Consider the following 22,199-nt stretch of genomic DNA (forward strand, 5'->3'; position numbering starts at 1 on the left):
ACGCCCGGTCCCATTCCGAACCCGGAAGCTAAGCCCTCCAGCGCCGATGGTACTGCACTCGACAGGGTGTGGGAGAGTAGGACACCGCCGAACACCCGTTGTAAGAAGGGGACCCACTTGGTGGGTCCCCTTTTTGCGTTTGTACCCGAAAATCCGAAAGGACGCCCGTGTCGGAAGACAACAACGATCGTCGCCCCTCCCGAGCAGACGGTGGCAATCGCCCCAACGAGTCCCGAGATCGCAACCCCCGCGCTCAGGACCGTCGCGCCGACCCGCGTCGTTCGGACGGTCCTCCCCGCAGGCGTGGTGGGGAAGGTGGGTTCTCCGGCGATCGCCGCGGGAACAGCGCATCGTCCGACCGTCGACCCCCGCGGCCAGACGAGCCGGATCTGCCCGACGAGGTCGAAGCCGGGCAGCTGGAGCCGGCAGTGCGCCGGGATCTGCTGAGCTTGGACAAGAACAATGCCACTGCTGTGGCCCGTCACCTCGTGATGACCAGCCGCCTGCTCGACGACGATCCGCAGTTGGCGCTGCTGCACGCGCGCGCTGCTCGTCAGCGGGCCGGCCGCATTGCCGTCGTACGCGAGACAGCCGGTATCGCGGCGTATCACGCGGGTGAATGGGCGGAGGCTCTGTCGGAACTGCGGGCGGCACGTCGAATGGCCGGCGGCCCCGGCCTCATCGCGGTCATGGCCGACTGCGAACGCGGACTCGGGCGCCCCGAGCGGGCCATCGAACTCGGTCGCAGCGACGAAGCGCGGGAACTGACCGGTGAAGAGGCGTCGGAACTTCGGATCGTCGTTGCCGGCGCTCGCATGGATCTCAACCAGTACGACCAGGCCGTCGTCACCCTCCAGACTCCCGATCTCGACGCGTCCCGGTCGGGTACGGCTGCGGCTCGTCTGTTCTACGTCTACGCCGATGCGCTCGTTGCTGCCGGTCGCGTCGACGAAGGTGTGAAGTGGTTCCTCAACGCTGCCGCGGCGGATGTCGATGGAGAAACCGACGCAGAAGAGCGGGTCGAGGAGTTGTCCGGGGGCAGTCGGTGACATTACTGCGCGACGCCCACGACGTTCTGCTGCTCGACCTCGACGGCACCGTCTACGCCGGCAAGGAACCCATTCCGGGTGCAGTGGAGGCGCTTTCGGGTGGTTCCGAGAAGCAGTTCTTCGTCACCAACAATGCCAGTCGCGCACCGAGCGATGTCGCCGAACACCTCCGCGAACTCGGTTTCGACACCACAGCGGAATTTGTCGTCACCAGTTCCGAAGCAGCAGCCCGAGTACTCGCGGACAGACTCGATCCTGGCTCACGCGTCCTCGTCGTCGGTACCGACGCCTTGGCGACCGAGATCGAGAAGGTGGGATTGACGCCGGTGCGCTCTGCCGACGACCAGCCGGTTGCGGTGGTTCAGGGACATTCGGTCGATACAGGGTGGCCCATGTTGGCCGAGGCGGTGCTGGCTGTGCGTGCGGGCGCGCTGTGGGTCGCGACCAACGTCGATGCGACTCTTCCGACCGAGCGCGGCCTCGTTCTCGGCAACGGTTCGATGGTGGCAGCAGTGCGCAATGCCACCGACGTCGAGCCCATCGTTGCAGGCAAGCCCGCGGCTCCCATCATGCGTGACGCCGTCGAGCGAAGTGGTGCCAAGTCGGCGCTCGTGGTCGGGGACCGGCTCGATACCGATATAGCAGGCGCGAACGAAGCTGCCCTCCCGTCGCTGTTGGTCCTGACGGGTGTCAGTACCGCTGCAGAGTTGCTTCGTGCTCCGAAGCACCTGCGTCCCACTCACATCGGTAGTGATCTCGGGGTTCTGAACAAGGACGAGTCGGCGTCCGAGGTAGCCGGTAAGGATGGCTGGACGGTCGGCATCGACGACGAGGTCCTGTCCGTGCGGTTCGAGGGTGCTGCCGAGATGGATGCCTTCGAGGGTCTGCTCGCCGTCCTCGATATTGCGTGGTCGGGTTCGGAATTCTCGGACGTTCGCTTCGACGGGGATGGACTCGCCGATCTGCGCTCGTTGTTGGGTTGTTGACACGGGTTCGTGCAGTCGGCCGCGAGCGGGCGTTGGTCGGACCCATCCGATAGCGTGAGAGGTGATGAGCGCGTCGATTCCACTCCCAGGACAACACCGGCCGAACGCGGCCGGCGAACAGTCGTCCGCAGATCCGGACAGCATCAGGGCCGAGATGTCGTCGCTGCTCGCGCAGCTCACCATCGGGTCGGAGGCAGGCCTCGACTCGGAGGCCGTCGATTCCGACGCCCTGGCGCGTGATGCGAGTGTGCTGGACCGGGCCCACGAAGTGCTGGTTCGGGCCTTGACGACCGTCGACAAGACCTGACGTGGCCCGTCGCGCACGTGTCGACGCAGAACTGGTCCGTCGTGGATTGGCCAGATCTCGTGAACACGCCTCCGAACTCATCGAAGCAGGCCGGGTGAAGATTGCCGGAACCGTGGCTTCGAAGCCCGCTACCGCCGTCGAGCCGGGCACTCCGCTGTTGGTGGCCGAGGAAGACAACGAAATCAGCTGGGCGTCTCGCGGCGCGCACAAACTGCTCGGTGCCCTCGACGCGTTCGAGCCACTGGGTCTGACCGTCGAGAACGCGCGGTGTCTCGACGCCGGTGCCTCCACGGGAGGTTTCACCGACGTTCTGCTCAGTCGCGGTGTGCGCGAGGTCGTTGCGGTCGACGTGGGTTACGGCCAGCTCGTGTGGCGGCTGCAATCCGACGAACGCGTGCACGTCATCGATCGCACCAATGTGCGTTCGATAGATGCCGACACGATCGGGGGCCCGGTCGACGTCATCGTGGCAGACCTGTCGTTCATCTCTCTGAAACTCGTTCTTCCCGCTTTCGTCGCGTGCTCCACGTCGGGTACCGACATGGTGTTGATGGTCAAGCCTCAATTCGAGGTCGGCAAGGATCGTGTCGGTTCCGGCGGCGTCGTGCGAGACCCGGCGCTGCGGGCGGAGGCCGTCGAGGACGTCGCGAATGCCGCGCTTGCGTCGAACCTGCGAGTCGAGGCGGTCGCCGCAAGCCCACTGCCGGGACCTTCGGGCAACGTCGAGTACTTTTTGTGGCTGAAGGCGGGCGCAGGTGACGGTTCGCCGCGTACCGACGTGGACGTCACCGAGTTGGTCCGTCACGCGATCGAGGAAGGACCACAGTGACTCCGTCCCATGCAGCACCGACACAGGAGTCCGTTCGGGAGATTCTTCTCGTCGCACACCCCGGCCGGCCCGACATCGCCGAGACGGCGCGCCGAGTGGGCAAAGTGTTCGACGAAGCAGGCATCTGCCTGCGGGTTCTCGTCGACGAAGTGGAACCGTCCAAGATCGAGGCATCGGACACCGAGGAACACGACCATGTGTTCGTGGCGGACATGAGGCTCAACGTCGTCGAGTTCGGTCCCGATGCGGCCGCCGGGTGCGAGATGGTTCTGGTTCTCGGCGGTGACGGAACGTTCCTGCGCGCAGCCGAGCTCGCACAGGCGGCCGACATCCCGGTTCTCGGTATCAACCTCGGCCACGTGGGGTTTCTCGCGGAGGCCGAGGCCGACCATCTCGAGGACGCGCTGGCGCGTGTCATGGCCGGCAACTATCGCATCGAACAGCGGATGACGCTGGACATTGCCATCCGAGTGGGCGACCAGGTCGTCGAGCGTGGGTGGGCCTTGAACGAGGCGAGCATCGAGAACGGTTCCAGGCTCGGGGTCCTCGAGGTCGTTCTCGAAGTGGACGGGCGTCCGGTCTCCGCGTTCGGCTGCGACGGAGTGCTCGTGTCGACACCCACGGGGTCGACGGCATATGCGTTCTCTGCAGGCGGGCCGGTGGTGTGGCCGGAACTCGAAGCCATACTGGTCATCCCGAGCAACGCCCATGCCCTCTTCGCGCGTCCGCTCGTCACCAGCCCCGAGTCGATCATCGCCGTCGAGATCGATGCCGGCGGACACGATGGTTTCGTGTTCTGCGACGGCCGCCGCACATTGGGGTTGCCGGCGGGAGCACGCGTCGAGGTCGTGCGGGGAGCATCGCCCATCAAGTGGGTTCGCCTGGATTCGGCACCGTTCGCCGATCGCATGGTCAAGAAATTCGAACTGCCCGTGACCGGGTGGCGGGGGAGAGCGAGGTAGGGATGCTCGAAGAGATTCGGATCGACAGCCTCGGAGTCATCTCCGGTGCGAGCGCACAATTTCACGAGGGGTTGACGGTTCTCACCGGCGAGACCGGTGCGGGCAAGACGATGGTGGTCACCAGCTTGCATCTGCTGTCGGGTGCACGCGCCGATGCAGGTCGGGTGCGGCTCGGTGCCCAAAGGGCCGTGGTCGAGGGTCGATTCAGCACCGACACCGCCTCGGAACAGGTGATCGAGGACGTCGAGAAGGTGCTCGAATCCTCGGGAGGTCAACGCGACGAAGACAATTCGATCATCGCCGTGCGAACGGTCAATTCGGACGGCCGCTCACGTGCACATCTGGGTGGACGAAGCGTCCCCGCATCGGTGCTGTCGAACTTCACCGATTCGCTGCTGACAGTGCACGGCCAGAACGATCAGTTGCGGCTGCTGCGCCCCGATCAGCAACTCGGTGCACTCGACAGATTCGCCGGTGATTCGGTTGCCTCTCTGGTGGCGAAGTATCGCGCCGCCCGTAAGACGTGGCTCGACGCACGCAACGAATTGATCGACCGCACCGAACGCAGCCGTGAATTGGCTCAGGAAGCGGACCGGCTGCAGTTCGGCCTGCAGGAGATCGACTCCCTGGCACCGGAGCCGGGTGAGGATCGCTCCGTGGCCGAGGATGTGCGCAGGCTCGGCGACCTCGATTCGCTGCGGGAAACCGCCGAGGGTGCCGCCGCGGCTCTCGTCGGGAGTACCGAGGAGGCGTCGGACACCACGTCTGCGCTGTATCTGTTGGGCGAGGCACGATCGCGTCTCGAACACGCCGACGATGCTGCTCTCACAGAACTGCTGCCCCGGTTGAACGACGCGATGGCCGTCGTCGGCGACGTCGGTGCCGACCTGACCACGTATCTGTCGGATCTCCCGTCGGATCCAGGAGCTCTCGACACGATCCTGAACCGGCAGGCCGAGCTGAAGTCTTTGACGCGCAAGTACGCCGCCGACGTCGACGGTGTCATCGCGTGGGCCGAGGACGCTCGCGAACGTTTGTCTCGGATCGATACCTCTGCCGACGCGCTCGCGGAGCTGAGTGCGCGTGTCGAGTCGGCTGCGGTCGATGTAGCGGCGGCCGCGTCCAAGCTCAGCGCTGCCCGGTCGAAAGCGGCGACGAAGCTGTCCAAAGCCGTCAGCGTCGAGCTGGCCGGACTGGCGATGGGAAAAGCCAAGCTGCAGATAGATGTTCGATCGCTGCCGGCCGGACCGTCGGACACGGCACCGATCGTCGTCGACGGTACCGAGTTGCATGCGGGTAGTACCGGGGTCGAGGAGGTCGAGTTCCGGTTGTCCGCGCACGACGGCGCCCAGGCGTTGCCGATCAGCAAGAGCGCGTCGGGCGGCGAGCTCTCGCGGGTGATGTTGGCGCTCGAGGTGGTGCTGGCGGGTTCCGACAAGGGCGCGACGATGGTGTTCGACGAGGTCGACGCCGGAGTCGGTGGTCGGGCAGCGGTCGAGGTCGGTCGTCGGCTCGGTCGGTTGGCTCGTACCCATCAGGTCATCGTCGTCACCCACCTGCCGCAGGTGGCTGCGTTTGCGGACACGCATCTGGTGGTGGACAAGACCGACGCCAAGAAGGGGGCGGCGAACAGCGGAGTCCGGACGCTGTCGTCCTCGGAACGCGTCGTCGAACTCGCCCGGATGCTCGCTGGGCTCGACGACACCGAGACCGGTCGCGCACACGCCGAAGAGCTGTTGGCCACCGCAAACGCGGATCGAGCCGCCCTGTAACTTTTGGTGCTGATGTGATCAGTGTGGTAGTTGTTTCGGCGCGCCTCCATGGCCGGGCGTGTCGATCGGGTCATCATGGTGGGCATGAAGATGCCGGCACTGCTGTCACGTAGTCAGGATTCGCTGCCCGGAATCACCGGGATCGCGCGAGTCGATCGCAACACGGCCAAGCTGCTCAAGCGGGTCGGCCCCGGCGACATCGTCGTTCTGGACGAGCTCGATCTGGACCGGTTGACCGCAGATGCGCTCGTCGAGGCCGGGGTGCTCGCGGTCGTCAACGCGTCGCCGTCGATCTCCGGCCGCTATCCCAACCTCGGCCCCGAGGTCATCGTCGCCAACGGGATCACCTTGATCGACTCGGCCGGCACCGAGATCTTCAAGAAGATCAAGGACGGCACCAAGATCCGGCTCAACGACGGTGGCGTCTACACCGGCGATCGCCGCCTCGCCAAGGGTGAGGAGCAGAGCGAAGCCGAGATCTCGGACAAGATGATCGAGGCCAAGACCGGGCTGGTCGACCATCTGGAAGCGTTCTCGGGCAACACGATCGAGTTCATTCGGACCGAGAGTCCGTTGCTGATCGACGGCGTCGGGGTACCGGACATCGACATCGACCTCAAGGGTCGTCACGTCGTGATCGTTGCCGACGGGCCGGGGCACGCGGAGGACCTGAAGAATCTGAAGCCGTTCATCAAGGAGTACTCGCCCGTCATCATCGGCGTCGGTGCGGGCGCGGACACAGCGATGAAAGCGGGACACCGCCCGGATCTGATCGTCGGCGATCCGGAGGACGTCACGGCGCAGACACTCAAATGTGGTGCAGAAGTGGTACTTCCGGCCGATTCGGACGGACACGCGCAAGGTCTCGAACGCATCCAGGATCTCGGTATCGGTGCCATGACCTTCCCGGCGACCGGTGCTGCTGCAGACCTCGCACTACTGTTGGCCGACCACCACGGTGCGTCGCTGATCGTGTCGGTCGGTAGCCCGGCAAGCCTGGACGAATTCTTCGATCGCGGACGACGCAACACCAACCCGGCCGCGTTCATGACGCGTCTGAAGGTCGGTGCCAAGCTGGTCGACGCCAAGGCGGTGGCCACGCTGTACCGAAGCCGCGTGTCGGGCGGTGCAATTGCCCTGCTCATTCTCGCTGCGCTCGTTGCGGTGATCGTGGCGTTGGCCGTCTCCAACATCGGCGGCGAATCCTTGGATTGGGCGATCGATCTGTGGAACCGATTCGCACTGTGGTTCCAGGGGTTGCTTTCGTGATTTCGCTTCGCCAACATGCCATTTCGCTGGCTTCCGTGTTCGTTGCGTTGGCCATCGGCATCGTCCTCGGCTCGGGCCTGCTGTCCAGCGGACTGGTCTCGGGTCTGCGAGACGACAAGACGGGTCTCGAGAATCAGGTCGACGATCTGCAGTCGACCAACAATCAGCTCGGCGAGCAGCTGAACTCGGCCGACGGTTTCGATGCGGCGGTCTCGGGTCGAGTACTCCGAGACACCCTCGTCGATCGCAGTGTCGTGGTCATCACCACGCCCGATGCAGATCCCGGCGATGTCGACGGAGTCACGCGTTCGATCGGGGCGTCCGGTGCCACGGTCACGGGTCGGGTGTCGCTGACGGATTCGTTCGTGTCCGCGGCGAACGGCGACGATCTGCGCACGCGACTGACCAACGTCATTCCGGCCGGTGTGCAGTTGCGTACCGGGGCGGTCGACCAGGGAAGTCTGGCGGGCGACCTGCTGGGCTCGGTGTTGCTGCTCAATGCGCAGACGGCGCAGCCGCAATCGACCCCCGAGGAGCTGTCTCTCGCGCTCGAGACGTTGCGTAGCGGCGGGTTCATCGCTTACGACAACGGTGCGGTCGCGCCGGCGCAGTTGGCCGTGGTGGTCACCGGTTCGGGTGCCTCGGATGTCGAGGACGGCAACCGCGGTGCCATCGTCGCTCGCTTCGCCGGAGCTCTCGATTCACGTGGAGCAGGTGCGGTACTGGCAGGTCGTTCCGGTGCGGCCGAGGGCAACGGCTCGATCGCAGTAGTACGAGCCGACTCGGCGTTGTCGTCTGCGCTCAGCACGGTGGACAACGTGGATCGTGAAGCAGGCCGAATCACCACGGTTCTCGCCCTGGCGGAGCAACTGGACGGTGCGTCGGGCCGCTACGGCACCGGAGCGAACGCGAACGCCGTCACCGTGGGAGCGCCGGTGAGCTGATCGGCTCTCGCGTCGAATACGCGTGTCGTTGGCGGTGAGGTACGTACTGGTGTTACCGTGAAGTCCCGTGGGTAGCAGGCCCAATTTCCACGCTTTACCTCTCTTATCAGCCCCCTGATAGGAGCAAGCCCTGCAGACTCGTCACGGGAGCCTCATTGTCACGCCTTCAGTCGCGTTCCGACACCAAGCACATCTTCGTCAGCGGAGGCGTCGCGTCTTCGCTCGGAAAAGGTCTGACGGCGTCCAGCCTCGGCCAGCTACTGACCGCACGCGGCTTGCGCGTGACCATGCAGAAGCTCGATCCGTATCTCAACGTCGATCCCGGCACGATGAACCCGTTCCAGCACGGTGAAGTCTTCGTCACCGAGGACGGCTCGGAGACGGACCTCGATGTCGGCCATTACGAGCGCTTCCTCGACCGTGATCTGTCCGGATTCGCCAATGTGACCACCGGCCAGGTCTATTCGACGGTCATCGCCAAGGAGCGTCGCGGCGAGTACCTCGGCGACACCGTTCAGGTCATTCCGCACATCACCGACGAGATCAAACGTCGCATCCTGGCCATGAACGGTCCCGACCTCCAGGGCCACCAGCCGGACGTCGTCATCACCGAAATCGGCGGCACCGTCGGCGATATCGAATCGCAGCCGTTCCTCGAAGCGGCGCGGCAGGTCCGTCACGACGTCGGCCGCAACAACGTGTTCTTCCTGCACGTATCGCTGGTTCCGTTCCTGGCACCGTCCGGTGAACTCAAGACCAAGCCCACCCAGCACTCCGTCGCAGCACTGCGCAGCATCGGCATTCAGCCCGACGCGTTGATCCTGCGGTGCGACCGCGACGTGCCGCCTGGGCTCAAGAACAAGATTGCGCTGATGTGCGACGTCGACGTCGACGGCTGCATCTCCACACCCGACGCCCCGTCGATCTACGACATCCCCAAGGTGTTGCACAAGGAAGGCCTCGACGCCTACGTCGTCCGGCAGCTCGGTCTGCCGTTCCGTGACGTCGACTGGACCATCTGGGGCGGACTGCTCGAGCGCGTCCACCAGCCCCGCGAAACCGTGCGCGTCGGTCTCGTCGGCAAGTACGTGGACCTGCCCGACGCCTACCTCTCGGTCACCGAGGCGCTGCGTGCCGGTGGATTCGCTCATCGCGCCAAGGTCGAGATCAAGTGGGTTCCGTCCGACGAGTGCTCGACGCCTGCGGGGGCTCAGGCTGCGTTGGGTGATGTCGATGCCGTGCTCATTCCCGGCGGATTCGGCATTCGCGGTATCGAGGGCAAGCTCGGTGCCATCGGGTTCGCTCGTACCCGCAAGATTCCACTGTTGGGGTTGTGCCTCGGTTTGCAGTGCGTCGTCATCGAGGCGGCTCGTTCGGTCGGCCTGACCGATGCCAATTCGGCCGAGTTCGATCCGGATACCAAGGATCCGGTGATCTCCACGATGGCCGATCAGGAGGACGCTGTTGCCGGCGATGCCGACCTCGGAGGCACCATGCGTCTCGGTGCCTACCCCGCGACGCTGCAGAAGGGTTCGGTCGTCGCGGCGTCGTACGGCACCGAGAACGTCTCGGAGCGGCACCGTCACCGTTACGAGGTCAACAATGTCTACCGTGATCGAATTGCCAAGAGCGGCTTGGTCTTCAGCGGCACGTCCCCGGACGGTCATCTGGTCGAGTTCGTGGAGTTGCCGGCATCGGTGCACCCGTTCTTCGTTGCTACCCAGGCGCATCCCGAGCTCAAGAGCCGACCTACCCGTCCGCATCCGCTGTTCGCATCGCTGATCAACGCAGCACTGAAGTACAAGGCTGCCGAGCGGCTGCCGGTCGACATTCACGGTGACACCGCTGCGGCCGAGAAGTCGGACGCCGAGGCCGAGACCGTCGGATGAGCGAGGACTCCAGACACGAATTCGCGACGCTCGGTTCGGAGGTTCCGTACTCCGGCGCAATCCTCGCGCTGCGGCTCGATCAGGTGGCGATGCCGAACGGGCGTCGCGCCGAGCGAGAAGTGATCGAGCATCACGGCGCAGTCGGCATTCTTGCCGTCGACGATCAGGACCGCGTGGCGATGATCGAGCAGTACCGGCACCCCATCGGGCGTCGTCTCTGGGAGCTGCCCGCGGGCCTGCTCGACGAGCCGGGGGAGGAGCCCGTGCTGGCGGCGCAGCGCGAACTGGCCGAGGAGACCGGTCTCGCGGCCGGGAAGTGGTCGGTGTTGGTGGACGTGTTGGCCTCGCCCGGATTCACCGACCAAGCCGTACGCATTTTCCTCGCCGAGGATCTGAGTGAGGTCGATCGCCCGGAGGCACACGACGAGGAGGCAGACATCGAGCTGTCCTTCGTGCCGATGGACGAGGCCGTCCGTCGTGCGTTGGCAGGAGAGATCGTCAACGCCTCGGCCGTGTCGGGAGTGCTCGCGTTGGCGGCAGCTCGTGCCACCGGCACCGAGTTGCGTCCGGCCGACGCCCCGTGGGCGGATCGACCCACGGCATTCGAGTCTCGGAAGAGTTCACGAAAGTAGCCACCGTGATCGGCGATCAGATTGCGACGTATCTCGATCATCTTGTGGTCGAGCGCGGGTCGGCACCGAACACGGTGTCGTCGTACCGTCGCGATCTGGTGCGGTACGAGCGGTTTCTGAGTGGTTACGGAATTTCCGATCTGGCCAAGGTGACCGAGAACGACATCACCGAGTTCGTGCTGTACCTCCGGCGCGGCGACGACGAGTTCCCGGCTCTCGCAGCCAGTTCGGCGGCTCGAACGCTGATCGCCGTGCGTGGTCTGCACCGCTTTGCCCTGGCCGAGGGCATGGTGGAGCGCAACGTCGCGATCGAGGTGAAGCCGCCGCAGCCGGCCAAACGACTACCGAAGTCGCTGCCCGTCGACCAGGTCGTGGCGCTGCTGGAATCGGCGTCCATCGCCGGTCCCGATGCGCCGCGTGGGCTGCGAGATCGGGCACTGCTCGAACTGCTGTACTCCACCGGCGCGCGCATCTCCGAGGCCGTCGGTCTGGATGTGGACGACATCGACACCGAGGCTCGCTCGGTGCTCCTGCGCGGTAAAGGCGGGAAACATCGAGTCGTCCCGGTGGGGAGGCCGGCCATCGAGGCGGTCGACGCGTACCTCGTGCGCGGTCGTCCGGGGCTCGTCGCCCGCTCGAATCCGGCGCTGTTTCTCAATGTGCGCGGTGGTCGACTGTCGCGGCAGAGCGCCTGGCAAGTGCTGCAGGACTCCGCGCAGCGGGCCGGAATCACGGCCGGGGTGTCACCGCACGTGCTCCGGCACTCGTTCGCAACGCACCTACTCGACGGCGGTGCCGACGTCCGTGTCGTGCAGGAGTTGCTCGGCCACGCGTCGGTGACCACGACACAGATCTACACCCTCGTCACCGTCACGACGTTGCGTGAAGTGTGGGCGGGTGCGCACCCGCGAGCGCGCTAGCACGCGGTCGGCAATCGTGTGTCAGCGTGTCCGACGACAATGCCGTCGCGTCAAGCGGTAGCGTTTGCGTGAACTACTCGAAGACGAACGGGACAGGGGAGCGCTGGAACGTGTCGACACCGCAGCCGCCAGCGGCGGAGTCAGCCTCGGAACCGTCGTGGGGCGTGCAGCACGCCGCCACCCCCGATACCGGCGAAACGCATTCGTCTCATCCGCACAGCGATGGCGCTCTTTTCCATACACGTCAACCGGAATCCAGTCGGGAGACACGCGACATCATTCCTGCTCCGAACGAGCTCGGGCCCACCGGTCGCAAGACGAGGCCGGTTCCCGATCCGCAGCCGCTGGCCAGTCACGGCCCGGCCAAGATCATCGCGATGTGCAACCAGAAGGGTGGCGTCGGCAAGACGACGTCGACCATCAATCTCGGTGCCTCGCTGGCCGGTTACGGCCGTCGCGTGCTGCTCGTCGACCTCGACCCACAGGGCGCACTGTCCGCGGGATTGGGCGTCGCACATCACGAACTCGATCTGACGGTCTACAACCTCCTCGTGGAGGCGAAGGTGTCGGCCGACGACATCATCATGCGGACTCGCGTCGACAATCTCGATCTGATGCCGAGCAACATCGACCTGTCGGCCGCCGAGATCCAGCTGGTCACCGAGGTGGGTCGTGAGCAGACGCTCGGACGGGTACTGCACCCCATTCTCGACCGCTACGACTACGTGCTCATCGACTGCCAGCCCTCGCTCGGCCTGCTGACGGTCAATGCGCTGACCTGTGCCGACGAAGTCCTCATTCCGATGGAGTGCGAGTACTTCAGTCTTCGCGGCCTGGCTCTCCTCAACGACACCGTCGAAAAGGTGCGCGATCGGCTCAACCCGCGACTGAAGCTGGCGGGCATCGTTGTGACGATGTTCGACGCCCGCACGCTGCACTCGCGCGAGGTGATGACGCGGGTGGTCGAGGTGTTCGGCGACGTCGTCTACGACACCGTGATCACTCGCACGGTCCGGTTCCCCGAGACCAGCGTCGCCGGTGAGCCGATCACTACCTGGGCTCCCAAATCCGGCGGCGCGCAGGCGTACCGCGCTCTTGCGCGCGAGGTGATCTACCGGTCGGGTCCGTGACGATCGACGCTGCCGACGAGGCCCCGATCGAGGTTCCCGCCGACGCGGACCCGTCGAAATTTCGGGTTCGGTTGCTCAACTTCGAGGGCCCGTTCGATCTGCTGCTGTCGCTGATCAGTCAGCACCGCATGGATGTCACCGAGGTGGCGCTGCACACCGTCACCGACGATTTCATCTCGTTCACCAAATCGCTCGGTGCCGATGTCGGACTCGATCAGACAACGGAGTTCCTCGTCGTCGCGGCGACGTTGCTCGATCTGAAGGCGGCTCGTCTGCTGCCGTCTGGTGATGTGGAGGACGCCGAGGATCTCGCGTTGCTCGAGGTGCGCGATCTCCTGTTCGCCCGGTTGCTTCAGTACCGCGCCTACAAGCAAGTCGCGCTGCTGTTCGGTGAGCTGGAAGCCGCTGCGCTGCGGCGTTATCCGCGCTCGGTGTCGGTGGAAGATCGATTCGCCGATCTGATTCCCGAGGTGTTGCTGGGGGTCGACCCAGCCAGGTTCGCAGACATCGCAGCCGCAGCGTTTCGGCCCAAGCCGATCCCGCAAGTGGGCCTCGACCACATTCATCAGCATGCGGTCTCGATCCCCGAGCAGGCAGAGTGGTTGCTCGAGAACCTGCAGGGTCGGGGACTCAACGAGTGGGCATCGTTCTCGGAGCTGGTGCAGGACTGCGAAGTGCAGGTCGAAATAATCGCGCGCTTCCTCGCGTTGCTGGAACTGTTCCGGCAACAAGTGATCGCCTTCGAGCAACCCGAACCGCTCGGCGATCTTCGAGTGAGCTGGACCGGCAAGGACGAAGGACCCATCGTGGTCACGGAAGAGGACTACGCATGAATGCCGACCCGGAACTCGAGCTCGAGGATGTCGACGAGTCAGGCGAACTCGACGACAACACGCTCGCGTCGGCACTCGAGGCGGTTCTGCTCATCGTCGATACTCCCGCCTCCGACGAACAACTGGCATCGGCCGTCGGATCTTCGGTGGCCCGCGTACGTGCCGCACTGAACCGGATGGCCGCGGAACTGACAGAACGCCGCAGCGGAATCGACCTCCGCTACGCCGGCGACGGGTGGCGTTTCTACACCCGAACCGCCTATGCGCCGTACGTCGAACGGCTGCTTCTCGACGGCGCTCGGTCCAAGCTCACACGTGCAGCATTGGAAACCCTGGCCGTGATCGCCTATCGTCAACCGTTGACCCGCGCACGAGTCAGCGCCGTACGTGGAGTCAATGTCGATGGAGTGATGCGTACGTTGCTCGCCCGTGGACTGATCTCCGAAGCAGGAACGGACCCGGAGACGAACGGCACGATGTACTGCACCACCGAGCTGTTCCTCGAACGGCTCGGGCTCGCATCGCTCGGTGATCTACCCGAACTGGCACCGCTGTTGCCGGGAGTGGACCTGATCGACGAGATCAGTGACAGCATGGACACCGACCCCAGAACGACCCGCTCCACCAAGAACCGCGGATCGAAACCCGATCCGGCAGCCGAGCTCGACTCGGACGACTGATAGGTAAGACAAGTGAACAAGCCCGCTCGCCGTGATGGCACACCGGACCGTAACAAGAGACAAGACCCACGCAGGAAGCCCACCGCAGGTCGGTCGGACACCCCGCGTGACGCACGCCGCGGAGATCGCACCCGCGACGCCGCACCCCGGGACGGCGCTCCCCGCGCTGGTGCACCCCGAACCGGCGCCCCTCGCACCGGGGGACCACGCGCAGGCGCTCCCCGCACCGGTGGCCGACCGGCCCCGCGCAGAGGCGTCGAGCAGGGGGAATCGTTCGAGAACAAGCCCGTCGAGACGGGCATCAACGATCGCAGCAACGACGCGGTGCCCCGCAAGAAGCCGTCGCGCCCCAAGCCGCCGAAGCCGCAGAAGAAGCAGACTCCGGCGACCACCATCAGCAACGCCAAGCCGGCGAAGCATCAGTACACCGATTCGTCCCCGCGCAAGCACGTGCCTGCCGGTGAGGGTGTTCGGTTGCAGAAGGTGCTCGCGCAGGCCGGTGTCGCGTCGCGTCGGGCCGCGGAAGAGCTGATCGCCGACGGTCGCGTCGAGGTGGACGGACGCATCGTCACCGAGCAGGGCATCCGCATCGATCCGAACATCGCCGTCGTTCGCGTCGACGGCACTCGTGTCGTCGTGAAGGAAGAACTGGTTCATCTCGCGATGAACAAGCCGCGCGGATGGCAGTGCACCATGTCGGACGATCTGGGTCGTCCGTGCGTCGGCGACATCGTCGCCGAGCGCGTGCAGGCGGGTCAGCGTCTGTTCCACGTCGGTCGGCTCGATGCCGACACCGAGGGACTGTTGTTGTTCACCAACGACGGTGACCTTGCTCACCGGCTGATGCACCCGTCGTACGAGGTGTCCAAGACTTATCTCGCGACGCTGTTCGGCACGATTCCCCGCACGCTCGGCAAGCAGTTGCGCGAAGGTGTCACTCTCGACGACGGCCCGGTGAAGGTCGACGGCTTCCAGCTGCTCGATATCTCGGACGGCAAATCGCTCGTCAAGGTGACGTTGCACGAGGGCCGCAAGCACATCGTGCGTCGGTTGTTCGACAAGGTCGGATTCCCGGTGGGACGCCTCGTGCGTACCGACGTCGGCAACATCGTGCTCGGCGATCAGCGTCCCGGAACACTGCGTGTTCTCGGCCGCGGCGAGATCGGCAAGCTCTACGAATCCGTAGGTCTGTGATGAGTGCGCTCGTCGTGGCGATGGACGGGCCGTCGGGCACCGGTAAGTCGTCGGTATCGCGCCGGCTCGCATCGGCACTCGAAGCAAGCTACCTCGACACCGGTGCGATGTACCGCGTCGCAACGGTATGGGTGCTGCGTTCGGGCGTCGAGCCCACCGATGCAGACGCAGTCGCGAAAGCTGTTGCAGCCCTTCCCCTCGAGATCGGAAAAGATCCTCTGTCGGAGACCGTCTTGCTCGACGGAGAGGACGTCAGCGGCGAAATCCGCGGCGACGCAGTGACCAAAGCCGTCTCGGCTGTGTCCGCGGTGCCTGCGGTCCGTGAGCTCTTGGTGCAGATGCAGCGCGACCTCGCCAGCTCGTCGACGCGAATTGTGGTGGAGGGTCGCGACATCGGCACCGTCGTGCTTCCCGACGCCGACGTGAAGGTGTTCCTGACAGCCTCACCGGAGGCGCGTGCGGAGCGCCGCAACAAACAGAACATCGAACAGGGTCGCGATGACGACTACGAATCCGTGCTCGCGGATGTGCAGCGCCGCGATCATGCAGATTCGACGAGGGCAGTGTCACCGCTTCGTCCCGCTGAGGATTCGGTGATCGTCGATACCAGCGAGCTGGATCTCGACGGCGTGATCGAGCGTTTGCTGCTCGTGGTGAACGACAGAAGTGGAGCAGTGCAGTGAGTGAAGAATTCTTCTCCGGCGCAGCGGAAACCGCGGGCGACGGAACGTGGAGCGACGAGGGCGAGTGGGAGTACGTCGACCTCAACGAGGGTGAGGACGGCGAAGATGCTGTAGCCGTACCGACTCTCGCCGTGGTGGGCCGACCGAACGTCGGCAAGTCGACGCTCGTCAACCGCATCATCGGCCGCCGCGAAGCAGTGGTCGAGGACGTCCCGGGCGTCACTCGCGACCGCGTGTCGTACGAGGCGAACTGGAGTGGTCGACGCTTCCTGGTGCAGGACACCGGCGGTTGGGAGCCCGACGCCAAGGGACTGCAACAGTCCGTTGCGCGCCAGGCCGAGTTGGCGATGAACACCGCCGACGCGATCCTGTTGGTCGTCGATGCCCGCGTTGGTTCGACGACGACGGACGAGGCAGTGGCACGAGTGCTGCGTCGGTCGAAGACTCCGGTTCTGTTGGTGGCCAACAAGGTCGACGACGGTCGCACCGAGTCCGAGGTCGCCGCACTGTGGTCGCTGGGTCTGGGGGAGCCGCTATCGGTGTCCGCCACCCACGGCCGCGGTACCGGTGATCTGCTCGACCGTGTGCTCGAGGCCCTGCCGGAGACTCCGCGCGAAGGTATCCCCGGTGGGGGACCGAGGCGTGTCGCTCTGGTCGGTAAGCCGAACGTCGGCAAGTCGTCGCTGATCAACAAGCTCTCGGGTGACGAGCGTTCGGTGGTGCACGATGTTGCAGGCACCACTGTCGACCCGGTCGACTCGCTGGTCGAATTGGGCGGCAAGACATGGCGATTCGTCGATACGGCCGGACTACGCAAGCGCGTCAGTCATGCCAGTGGTGCCGAGTTCTATGCGTCGCTGCGCACCAAGTCCGCGATCGAAGCAGCCGAGGTCGCAATTCTGCTTCTCGATGCCTCACAGGTGATCTCGGAGCAGGATCTGCGCGTGCTGAGCATGGTCTCCGATGCCGGCCGCGCGCTGGTGTTGGCGTTCAACAAGTGGGATCTGGTGGACGACGATCGTCGTCAGCAGCTCGAGAAAGAAATCGACCGCGATCTCGCGCGCGTGCCGTGGGCCCAGCGGGTGAACATTTCGGCGCACACCGGCCGCGCCGTGCAGAAGCTGGTTCCCGCACTGGAGACGGCTCTGGAGTCGTGGGACAAGCGTGTCCCCACCGGACGCCTCAACACGTGGCTCAAAGAGGTCGTGGCAGCCACTCCGCCGCCGATGCGTGGCGGACGCCTGCCGCGCATCATGTTCGCGACGCAGGCCAGCACACGCCCGCCGACGTTCGTGCTGTTCACCACCGGCTTCCTCGAGGCCGGCTACCGCCGATTCATTGAGCGGCGTCTGCGTGAAGAGTTCAACTTCGACGGCAGCCCCGTTCGCGTCTCGGTACGTATCCGCGAGAAGCGGGAACGGCCAGGCAAGGGCAACAACCGCTGACCTAGTCCGACCCGGCCCCTGAGCAGGCGATTTCCTCTCAGGGGTAGGGCTGGGGTAATCTCAGCAAGCGCCTTTCGAGGTGCGGCGGGCTGTGGCGCAGCTTGGTAGCGCACTTGACTGGGGGTCAAGTGGTCGCAGGTTCAAATCCTGTCAGCCCGACAGAATGCAGGACACAGGCGGCTCCGAAGAAACCCGGAGCCGCCTGTGTCATCTGTTTGCCGGGAGCGTTGTACCCCTCGCAGGGGCGAAGACGCAGAAATGCGGGAGTCCATGTGAAGCGACGTCGAGTTTGATCTCGGCACCTGAGCGATGGGCTCGATGGACGTCACCGGACGGAGCCACTTGATTCGGCAAAATCGCGGTCAAGGATACTTCGAGTCCACGCCGATCTGCGCACATCCCATTGTTCGTGGTTTGTGACGAGACGTCCAAGACGCTTGTGGTTGCGATCCGCGAGGCTAATACTCCAGCCGTCGACCTGCTCCACCGGAGAGAACCGATTAACTGCCCCGACGCTCGTCTTCGAGCGAATGCACTCGGTCTTGCTCCAGGAGTTGCTTAGGGCCGCGACCAGGTCATGCGGCAGTCGACAACGGTGACCATGTTGTGGGCGTGGGTTCGGTGTCTGACGGAGTCATTCGGGCTAATTCAAGGTGGTTCTCAGAAGCTAAAACTGAACCGGGTGGATACGATAACGGTGGCCATGCACACGCAGCTTAGTAAGCACACGAAATCGCTGTAGGACGACCTTGGGTCGTAGTCGAAAGCTGGGAATCTGGGCTTTTTTATTTAGAACTACGGAGTAGGTGACCTTACCCGTCAATTTAATTCAGGTTGCAAACGGCGGCGAGTCGATGCACCAACGCCCCGTTCCGAAAAAGGTATCCGGAGTTTGGGTATTGCCTTGCCCAGAGTTGATTACCGACCCGCATCTGTTAATAGTTCCTGAACTTGGGCGAGATGCTCCGATGCGTTGTCCAAACATCCGGCGCTGGCAAGCGTAGTCACCGCCTCGCCCAAGTGGTCCGCAGGACTGTCAGCCTTCGACGACGACGCAATCTCTTGGGCTTGTCTTAGATTACTGATCACGTCGTATTTGTTGGCGCCGGTATGTTCGGGCATGATTGCAACGGCAGCGAGTAAAGTCGCCATTCGTGAGGGCTCGTCGCCAGCTAATCGTGCCACACCCCACATCGCTTGCACCCGCCACGCGTTGACCTGTGCAGACTCTGTCGCCGCTGAACCCAATATTGCTTGCAGGTCCAGCCAGGGATTGCCCGCCAAATGCCACCACCCGGGGCGGCCAACTGTTATCAGTGCCACGGCCACATGCCAGTCTTCGGCGCGGGCCTGTGCAATCACAGTTGACGCGTCGGTTGGCACGTCTGCGATCCGAGCGGATAGAGCACGCATTGTTTCGTCTTTCCTCTGTTCGAGGATTTCGTCGACATCTTCAGGTGAAAGCGTTCGCGACTCCAGCCAGTTAGTAGCCCGCCTTTCCTGGTGCGTAATAGTGCCGAAAGCAGGTACGCCGTACTCTTGAGCCAATCGACGCTGTGCCACATCGTCTGACCACAACGGTACGTTTCGTGCCTTTGCGAGGGCAATTGGGGTCAACCATGGTGATGCCCTCGAGAGCTTGAAATCTTCCAGTATCGATGGGTCAACATCTGCAATGATCTGAACGGTAGAGGCAGTCTCCTCCAGCATTGCCATGCGGCGGAGAGCGCCTAGATGTTCGTTGAGGTCTAGCTGGCGTAACTCGATCGAGTCACCAGCTGAGTCGTAAGAAATGAAAGTGCTGCCCGCTGATCGTCCGTCGAGGTCGAGCCTGCCGCGGACGATGTCATCGAATGTGCTGTAAGCAACCAAGACATTACGCACCATCCCGCGCACATTTTGGTACTCGTTAAGTTGAGTCGCAATCAGTAGGGCAGAGGCATCAGCTACAACGTCCGACCCGACGGCTGATCCCACGGCTGACTCCTCCGCGGCTGCGTCACCCTCGCGGGCGGTCGCCGCCAGGTAGTAGCCCAGTGGACGGACTGCCAAGATCGCGGAGTATGGACGGCTGACTGCACTGGCTAGAGCCCCGAGCGGTAGCCGAGCCTGGTGAAGCATCTCCAAAATGTCAAAGAGCGGCGTGTCATCTCGCCGCATGATGTCGGCCATCCTGGAGATAAGTGTTTCGGTTGTATGTGCGTCCAGGACTTGAATCGGACTCGCTGTGCCATGGCGAGCTATATGGGATTGCAAAGCGTCAAATGCTGTGTGGCGGAGATCGTTGTCGAGTTCTGGGCGGTGATCAGCCTGGGTGGCGGGCTCGTCACCCGTATCACGGGTTCTGGTGATAACTGTGCCCAGGAGAGACGCGCTAAATCCAGCGTTGTCTGCAAATTGTTCGGCGAGATCGAGCATGCGGGCAAAAGCTGTCGGTGGTAGCGCGACTTGCCTTGAGACAATCGCGAACCACAGATGTGCTTCGTCGATGTTTCTGATAGGCGGATCGTATGATGAAATAGTTGCGTATGCCTTTATGAAAGATCCCAGGTTGTGCTGTACTTCTGCGAGCTGCCAAACATCTTGTGGGTCGATCGTTAGTCCGTCACCATCACTGATGCACCCAAGAATTTGACGTTCGGCTCTACGCAGAAGCGATGACGCCGCCTCGCCGTTAGTAGCATGCGCGGTGTCAATTGAGTGTCGTGCGATGGTGCGACGCGCGATTCGTCTGTTGAATGGGTCGACGGTTGATGACGACAGGACGTCCCCCGCGACAATAGCTGCTTCATCCCCGCGGTTAAGACTCCTCAACAGCTCGCACCGTCGACCTGCGAAGCCAACACTCCTGTAGCGGCCATATGCCCTGTCCGCTGCGTTTTGCGCATCATCACCCCTATTTCCGCGCGCTAAAAGTTCTACGAGTTTAGTTGCAGCGAACTCCTCCGTGTCGGCGAGAATTCGTAACGCGGGTAGATTTGCGTCGAGAACAACAACAGCGGCAGCATTCGTGGAGATTATCTGTTGCCAACTCGCCGTGATTATGTCACGTTCGACCAGAGGTGTAAGGCGAGCCGATTCGTCGACGCCAAGATCGCTCAACCGCAACACAATTCGGAGCAAGGCGTCTGGACGATCAGCGTCGAGGTCAGGGAAGAGGGCGGTCAGACGTTGACGTTGCTCATCCTCTGAATGTTCGGTTGTGTGGATCCGAACTGCTGCCACCTTTTTGTCGATTCCGTCCGGCATCTCGTCAATTAGTCGGACAGCGAGGTCGAGTTTTCCTAGGGCTGCAGCGGCGATCGCGGCTGCAGCTTGCACATCGGATCGCTGAGACTCTATTTCTGTCGCCCGCCCCTGCGGAGAGGCCAAAGAACGGTTGAGTACATCAGCAAAGTCGCCAGCTGCCATCAGGCACTTGAGAAGGGTGGTGAGGGCCGACTTCGTTGGCCCGTTCCATTCGTGTATCTGGTCTACTGCTGCTTGAGCCAAACTTAGTGAGCGCTTGAGGTCTCCAGGTACGCTACAATTCGACATCGCTCGCTGGATTAGTATATCGGCGAGCATTTCTGCGACGCCAGCAGACTTCGGCGCCAGTATTTGGGCGCGCTCTGCGATTGATACGGCACCATTCAAATCGCGTCCGAACTCTTTGCGTCTTGCCAAAAAGCTCAACACGACCGAATCATCGTTACTGGCTTCGAGTAAGGCCTCGACATCGGAAGCAAGGCTGACCGGCTTGGCGCTATTGGCGGGATGTTCGAGGATTGCGAGGCCAACCGCAAGTCGCGGATCTGTAACTTCCTTGCTAATAGCGACCGCGCGGCGAAACAGATTCTGAGCTCTGTCATTATCTGAGTCCAGCAGCACGAGACCACCGTTCGTGATGTAACGGCATGCGTTCTTCGCATCTAGTTCGGCGGCTTTGACGAAGATATCTGCGCTGAGGTCATTTATCTCGTGTGCGTGCGCGTAGTCCGCCATTGACAAAAGGCCTCGGCTTGGCCCAAATGCCGCCAACCAGGGAGGATCGCTATCCAGTAGTGTCTCCAGCACAGCTCTCGGAGCTCGACGGCCGTGTGCGAGGTGGGCTGCCAGCAATGCCGCACTCTCTCGCATTTCTTCGGCCGCGCCCCTAAGTCTGTCAGCGACCTGTGGTGGCAGCCTGCTGAGGTTGTCTTCAAACTGTTCGTAGGCGGTATCGGCGAAGCGATCGGCCGCGGCCTCCCATGCCGCGCCTGCCGAATCCAGGGTATTCGCGCGTGGAACCAGAATAAACAAACCGTCTCGGGGGCCGGATTCAATCGTCCTCTCCGAAATTTCCTGCCAGTAAATCTCATCGGTCGTCAGATCGGCGAGAAGCAGGAAAACGGGCAGTGAGTGCTCAAGCCAGTATGAGACGTGTCGTTTAGAGGGACGGTACTTCCAACCATCGGAATTCTCCTCTTTGAAGTAAGAATCCCCACCTTTGATCTGCAGTCCTACGAGGCGACCCGTCGCGATGGCAGCGCGTTTGATTTCGACATGGGCGTCGATGCCGTAGTCGGAAGTTTGTTGTTCGCGAAAAGCGAATTTGAACGTGCGCTCGATTCGAAGACCGGAAAGATGGACTGCCTCCCTGTCGGTTCCGCTGGTATCGACGATTGCTATTACCTCCCCCATGACCGATTCTCTA

General features: G+C 63.4%; 18 protein-coding genes, 1 tRNA gene and 1 rRNA gene. 19 read left to right on the top strand and 1 reads right to left on the bottom strand.

Annotation, left to right across the window (positions count from 1 at the left end; genetic code table 11):
* From rrf to AB0P23_RS06420, 19 genes are all read left to right on the top strand, one after another.
* Positions 1 to 93: ribosomal RNA gene (rrf, locus tag AB0P23_RS06330) — 5S ribosomal RNA — on the top strand; the annotation flags it as partial.
* Between the two features lie 74 nt (positions 94 to 167).
* A complete protein-coding gene (locus AB0P23_RS06335; RefSeq protein ID WP_080729252.1) occupies positions 168 to 1,049 on the top strand; it encodes a hypothetical protein in 882 nt (293 codons plus the stop codon).
* Positions 1,046 to 2,035 carry an HAD-IIA family hydrolase gene (locus AB0P23_RS06340; RefSeq protein WP_032372365.1) on the top strand — a complete coding sequence of 330 codons (990 nt, stop codon included), beginning with the start codon at positions 1,046 to 1,048 and terminating at the stop codon, positions 2,033 to 2,035. Before AB0P23_RS06335 ends, AB0P23_RS06340 begins: the two co-directional genes overlap by 4 nt.
* 64 nt (positions 2,036 to 2,099) lie before the next feature.
* A complete protein-coding gene (locus AB0P23_RS06345) occupies positions 2,100 to 2,342 on the top strand; it encodes a hypothetical protein (RefSeq protein WP_032372366.1) in 243 nt (80 codons plus the stop codon).
* 1 nt (position 2,343) lies between these two features.
* Positions 2,344 to 3,171 carry a TlyA family RNA methyltransferase gene (locus AB0P23_RS06350; RefSeq protein ID WP_032372367.1) on the top strand — a complete coding sequence of 276 codons (828 nt, stop codon included), beginning with the start codon at positions 2,344 to 2,346 and terminating at the stop codon, positions 3,169 to 3,171.
* Positions 3,168 to 4,133, top strand: coding sequence for an NAD kinase (locus AB0P23_RS06355; protein ID WP_032366112.1), 966 nt, complete (start codon positions 3,168 to 3,170; stop codon positions 4,131 to 4,133). The genes AB0P23_RS06350 and AB0P23_RS06355 overlap by 4 nt, the downstream gene beginning before the upstream one ends.
* A 2-nt stretch (positions 4,134 to 4,135) precedes the next feature.
* Positions 4,136 to 5,905, top strand: a complete 1,770-nt coding sequence (gene recN, locus AB0P23_RS06360) for a DNA repair protein RecN (RefSeq protein ID WP_206497579.1) — start codon at positions 4,136 to 4,138, stop codon at positions 5,903 to 5,905.
* 84 nt (positions 5,906 to 5,989) lie between these two features.
* Positions 5,990 to 7,174 (top strand): putative cytokinetic ring protein SteA, encoded by a 1,185-nt coding sequence (steA, locus tag AB0P23_RS06365; protein WP_032366203.1) that lies wholly within the window; start codon positions 5,990 to 5,992, stop codon positions 7,172 to 7,174.
* The gene (locus AB0P23_RS06370) at positions 7,171 to 8,118 is read left to right on the top strand and encodes a copper transporter (protein ID WP_206497578.1); all 948 of its coding nucleotides are present in this window, start codon (positions 7,171 to 7,173) and stop codon (positions 8,116 to 8,118) included. The genes steA and AB0P23_RS06370 overlap by 4 nt, the downstream gene beginning before the upstream one ends.
* A 155-nt stretch (positions 8,119 to 8,273) precedes the next feature.
* Entirely contained in the window at positions 8,274 to 10,007 is a 1,734-nt protein-coding gene (locus tag AB0P23_RS06375) for a CTP synthase (protein ID WP_206497577.1), read from the top strand.
* Positions 10,004 to 10,639, top strand: coding sequence for an NUDIX hydrolase (locus tag AB0P23_RS06380; protein ID WP_206497576.1), 636 nt, complete (start codon positions 10,004 to 10,006; stop codon positions 10,637 to 10,639). Before AB0P23_RS06375 ends, AB0P23_RS06380 begins: the two co-directional genes overlap by 4 nt.
* 5 nt (positions 10,640 to 10,644) lie before the next feature.
* Positions 10,645 to 11,559: a site-specific tyrosine recombinase XerD gene (xerD, locus tag AB0P23_RS06385; RefSeq protein ID WP_206497575.1), complete on the top strand. Its 915-nt coding sequence runs from the start codon at positions 10,645 to 10,647 to the stop codon at positions 11,557 to 11,559.
* A 110-nt stretch (positions 11,560 to 11,669) separates the two neighbouring features.
* Positions 11,670 to 12,689 carry a ParA family protein gene (locus AB0P23_RS06390; protein WP_283348434.1) on the top strand — a complete coding sequence of 340 codons (1,020 nt, stop codon included), beginning with the start codon at positions 11,670 to 11,672 and terminating at the stop codon, positions 12,687 to 12,689.
* A complete protein-coding gene (locus AB0P23_RS06395; RefSeq protein WP_094652690.1) occupies positions 12,686 to 13,522 on the top strand; it encodes a segregation/condensation protein A in 837 nt (278 codons plus the stop codon). The genes AB0P23_RS06390 and AB0P23_RS06395 overlap by 4 nt, the downstream gene beginning before the upstream one ends.
* A complete protein-coding gene (gene scpB, locus AB0P23_RS06400; RefSeq protein WP_057474926.1) occupies positions 13,519 to 14,202 on the top strand; it encodes an SMC-Scp complex subunit ScpB in 684 nt (227 codons plus the stop codon). The genes AB0P23_RS06395 and scpB overlap by 4 nt, the downstream gene beginning before the upstream one ends.
* Positions 14,203 to 14,214: 12 nt before the next feature.
* Positions 14,215 to 15,396 carry a pseudouridine synthase gene (locus tag AB0P23_RS06405; RefSeq protein ID WP_072692094.1) on the top strand — a complete coding sequence of 394 codons (1,182 nt, stop codon included), beginning with the start codon at positions 14,215 to 14,217 and terminating at the stop codon, positions 15,394 to 15,396.
* Positions 15,396 to 16,079 (top strand): (d)CMP kinase, encoded by a 684-nt coding sequence (cmk, locus tag AB0P23_RS06410; protein WP_094668760.1) that lies wholly within the window; start codon positions 15,396 to 15,398, stop codon positions 16,077 to 16,079. The genes AB0P23_RS06405 and cmk overlap by 1 nt, the downstream gene beginning before the upstream one ends.
* Entirely contained in the window at positions 16,076 to 17,524 is a 1,449-nt protein-coding gene (gene der, locus AB0P23_RS06415; RefSeq protein WP_027497207.1) for a ribosome biogenesis GTPase Der, read from the top strand. The genes cmk and der overlap by 4 nt, the downstream gene beginning before the upstream one ends.
* Before the next feature lie 85 nt (positions 17,525 to 17,609).
* Positions 17,610 to 17,683: transfer RNA gene (locus tag AB0P23_RS06420), tRNA-Pro, on the top strand.
* A gap of 759 nt (positions 17,684 to 18,442) precedes the next feature.
* Here AB0P23_RS06420 and AB0P23_RS06425 read toward each other — a convergent pair.
* Entirely contained in the window at positions 18,443 to 22,186 is a 3,744-nt protein-coding gene (locus tag AB0P23_RS06425) for a DUF4365 domain-containing protein (protein ID WP_363797075.1), read from the bottom strand.
* Positions 22,187 to 22,199 lie beyond the last annotated feature (13 nt).

The sequence above is a fragment of the Rhodococcus sp. NPDC077669 genome (genome assembly GCF_040686915.1).
GTDB classification, from domain to species: domain Bacteria; phylum Actinomycetota; class Actinomycetes; order Mycobacteriales; family Mycobacteriaceae; genus Rhodococcoides; species Rhodococcoides fascians.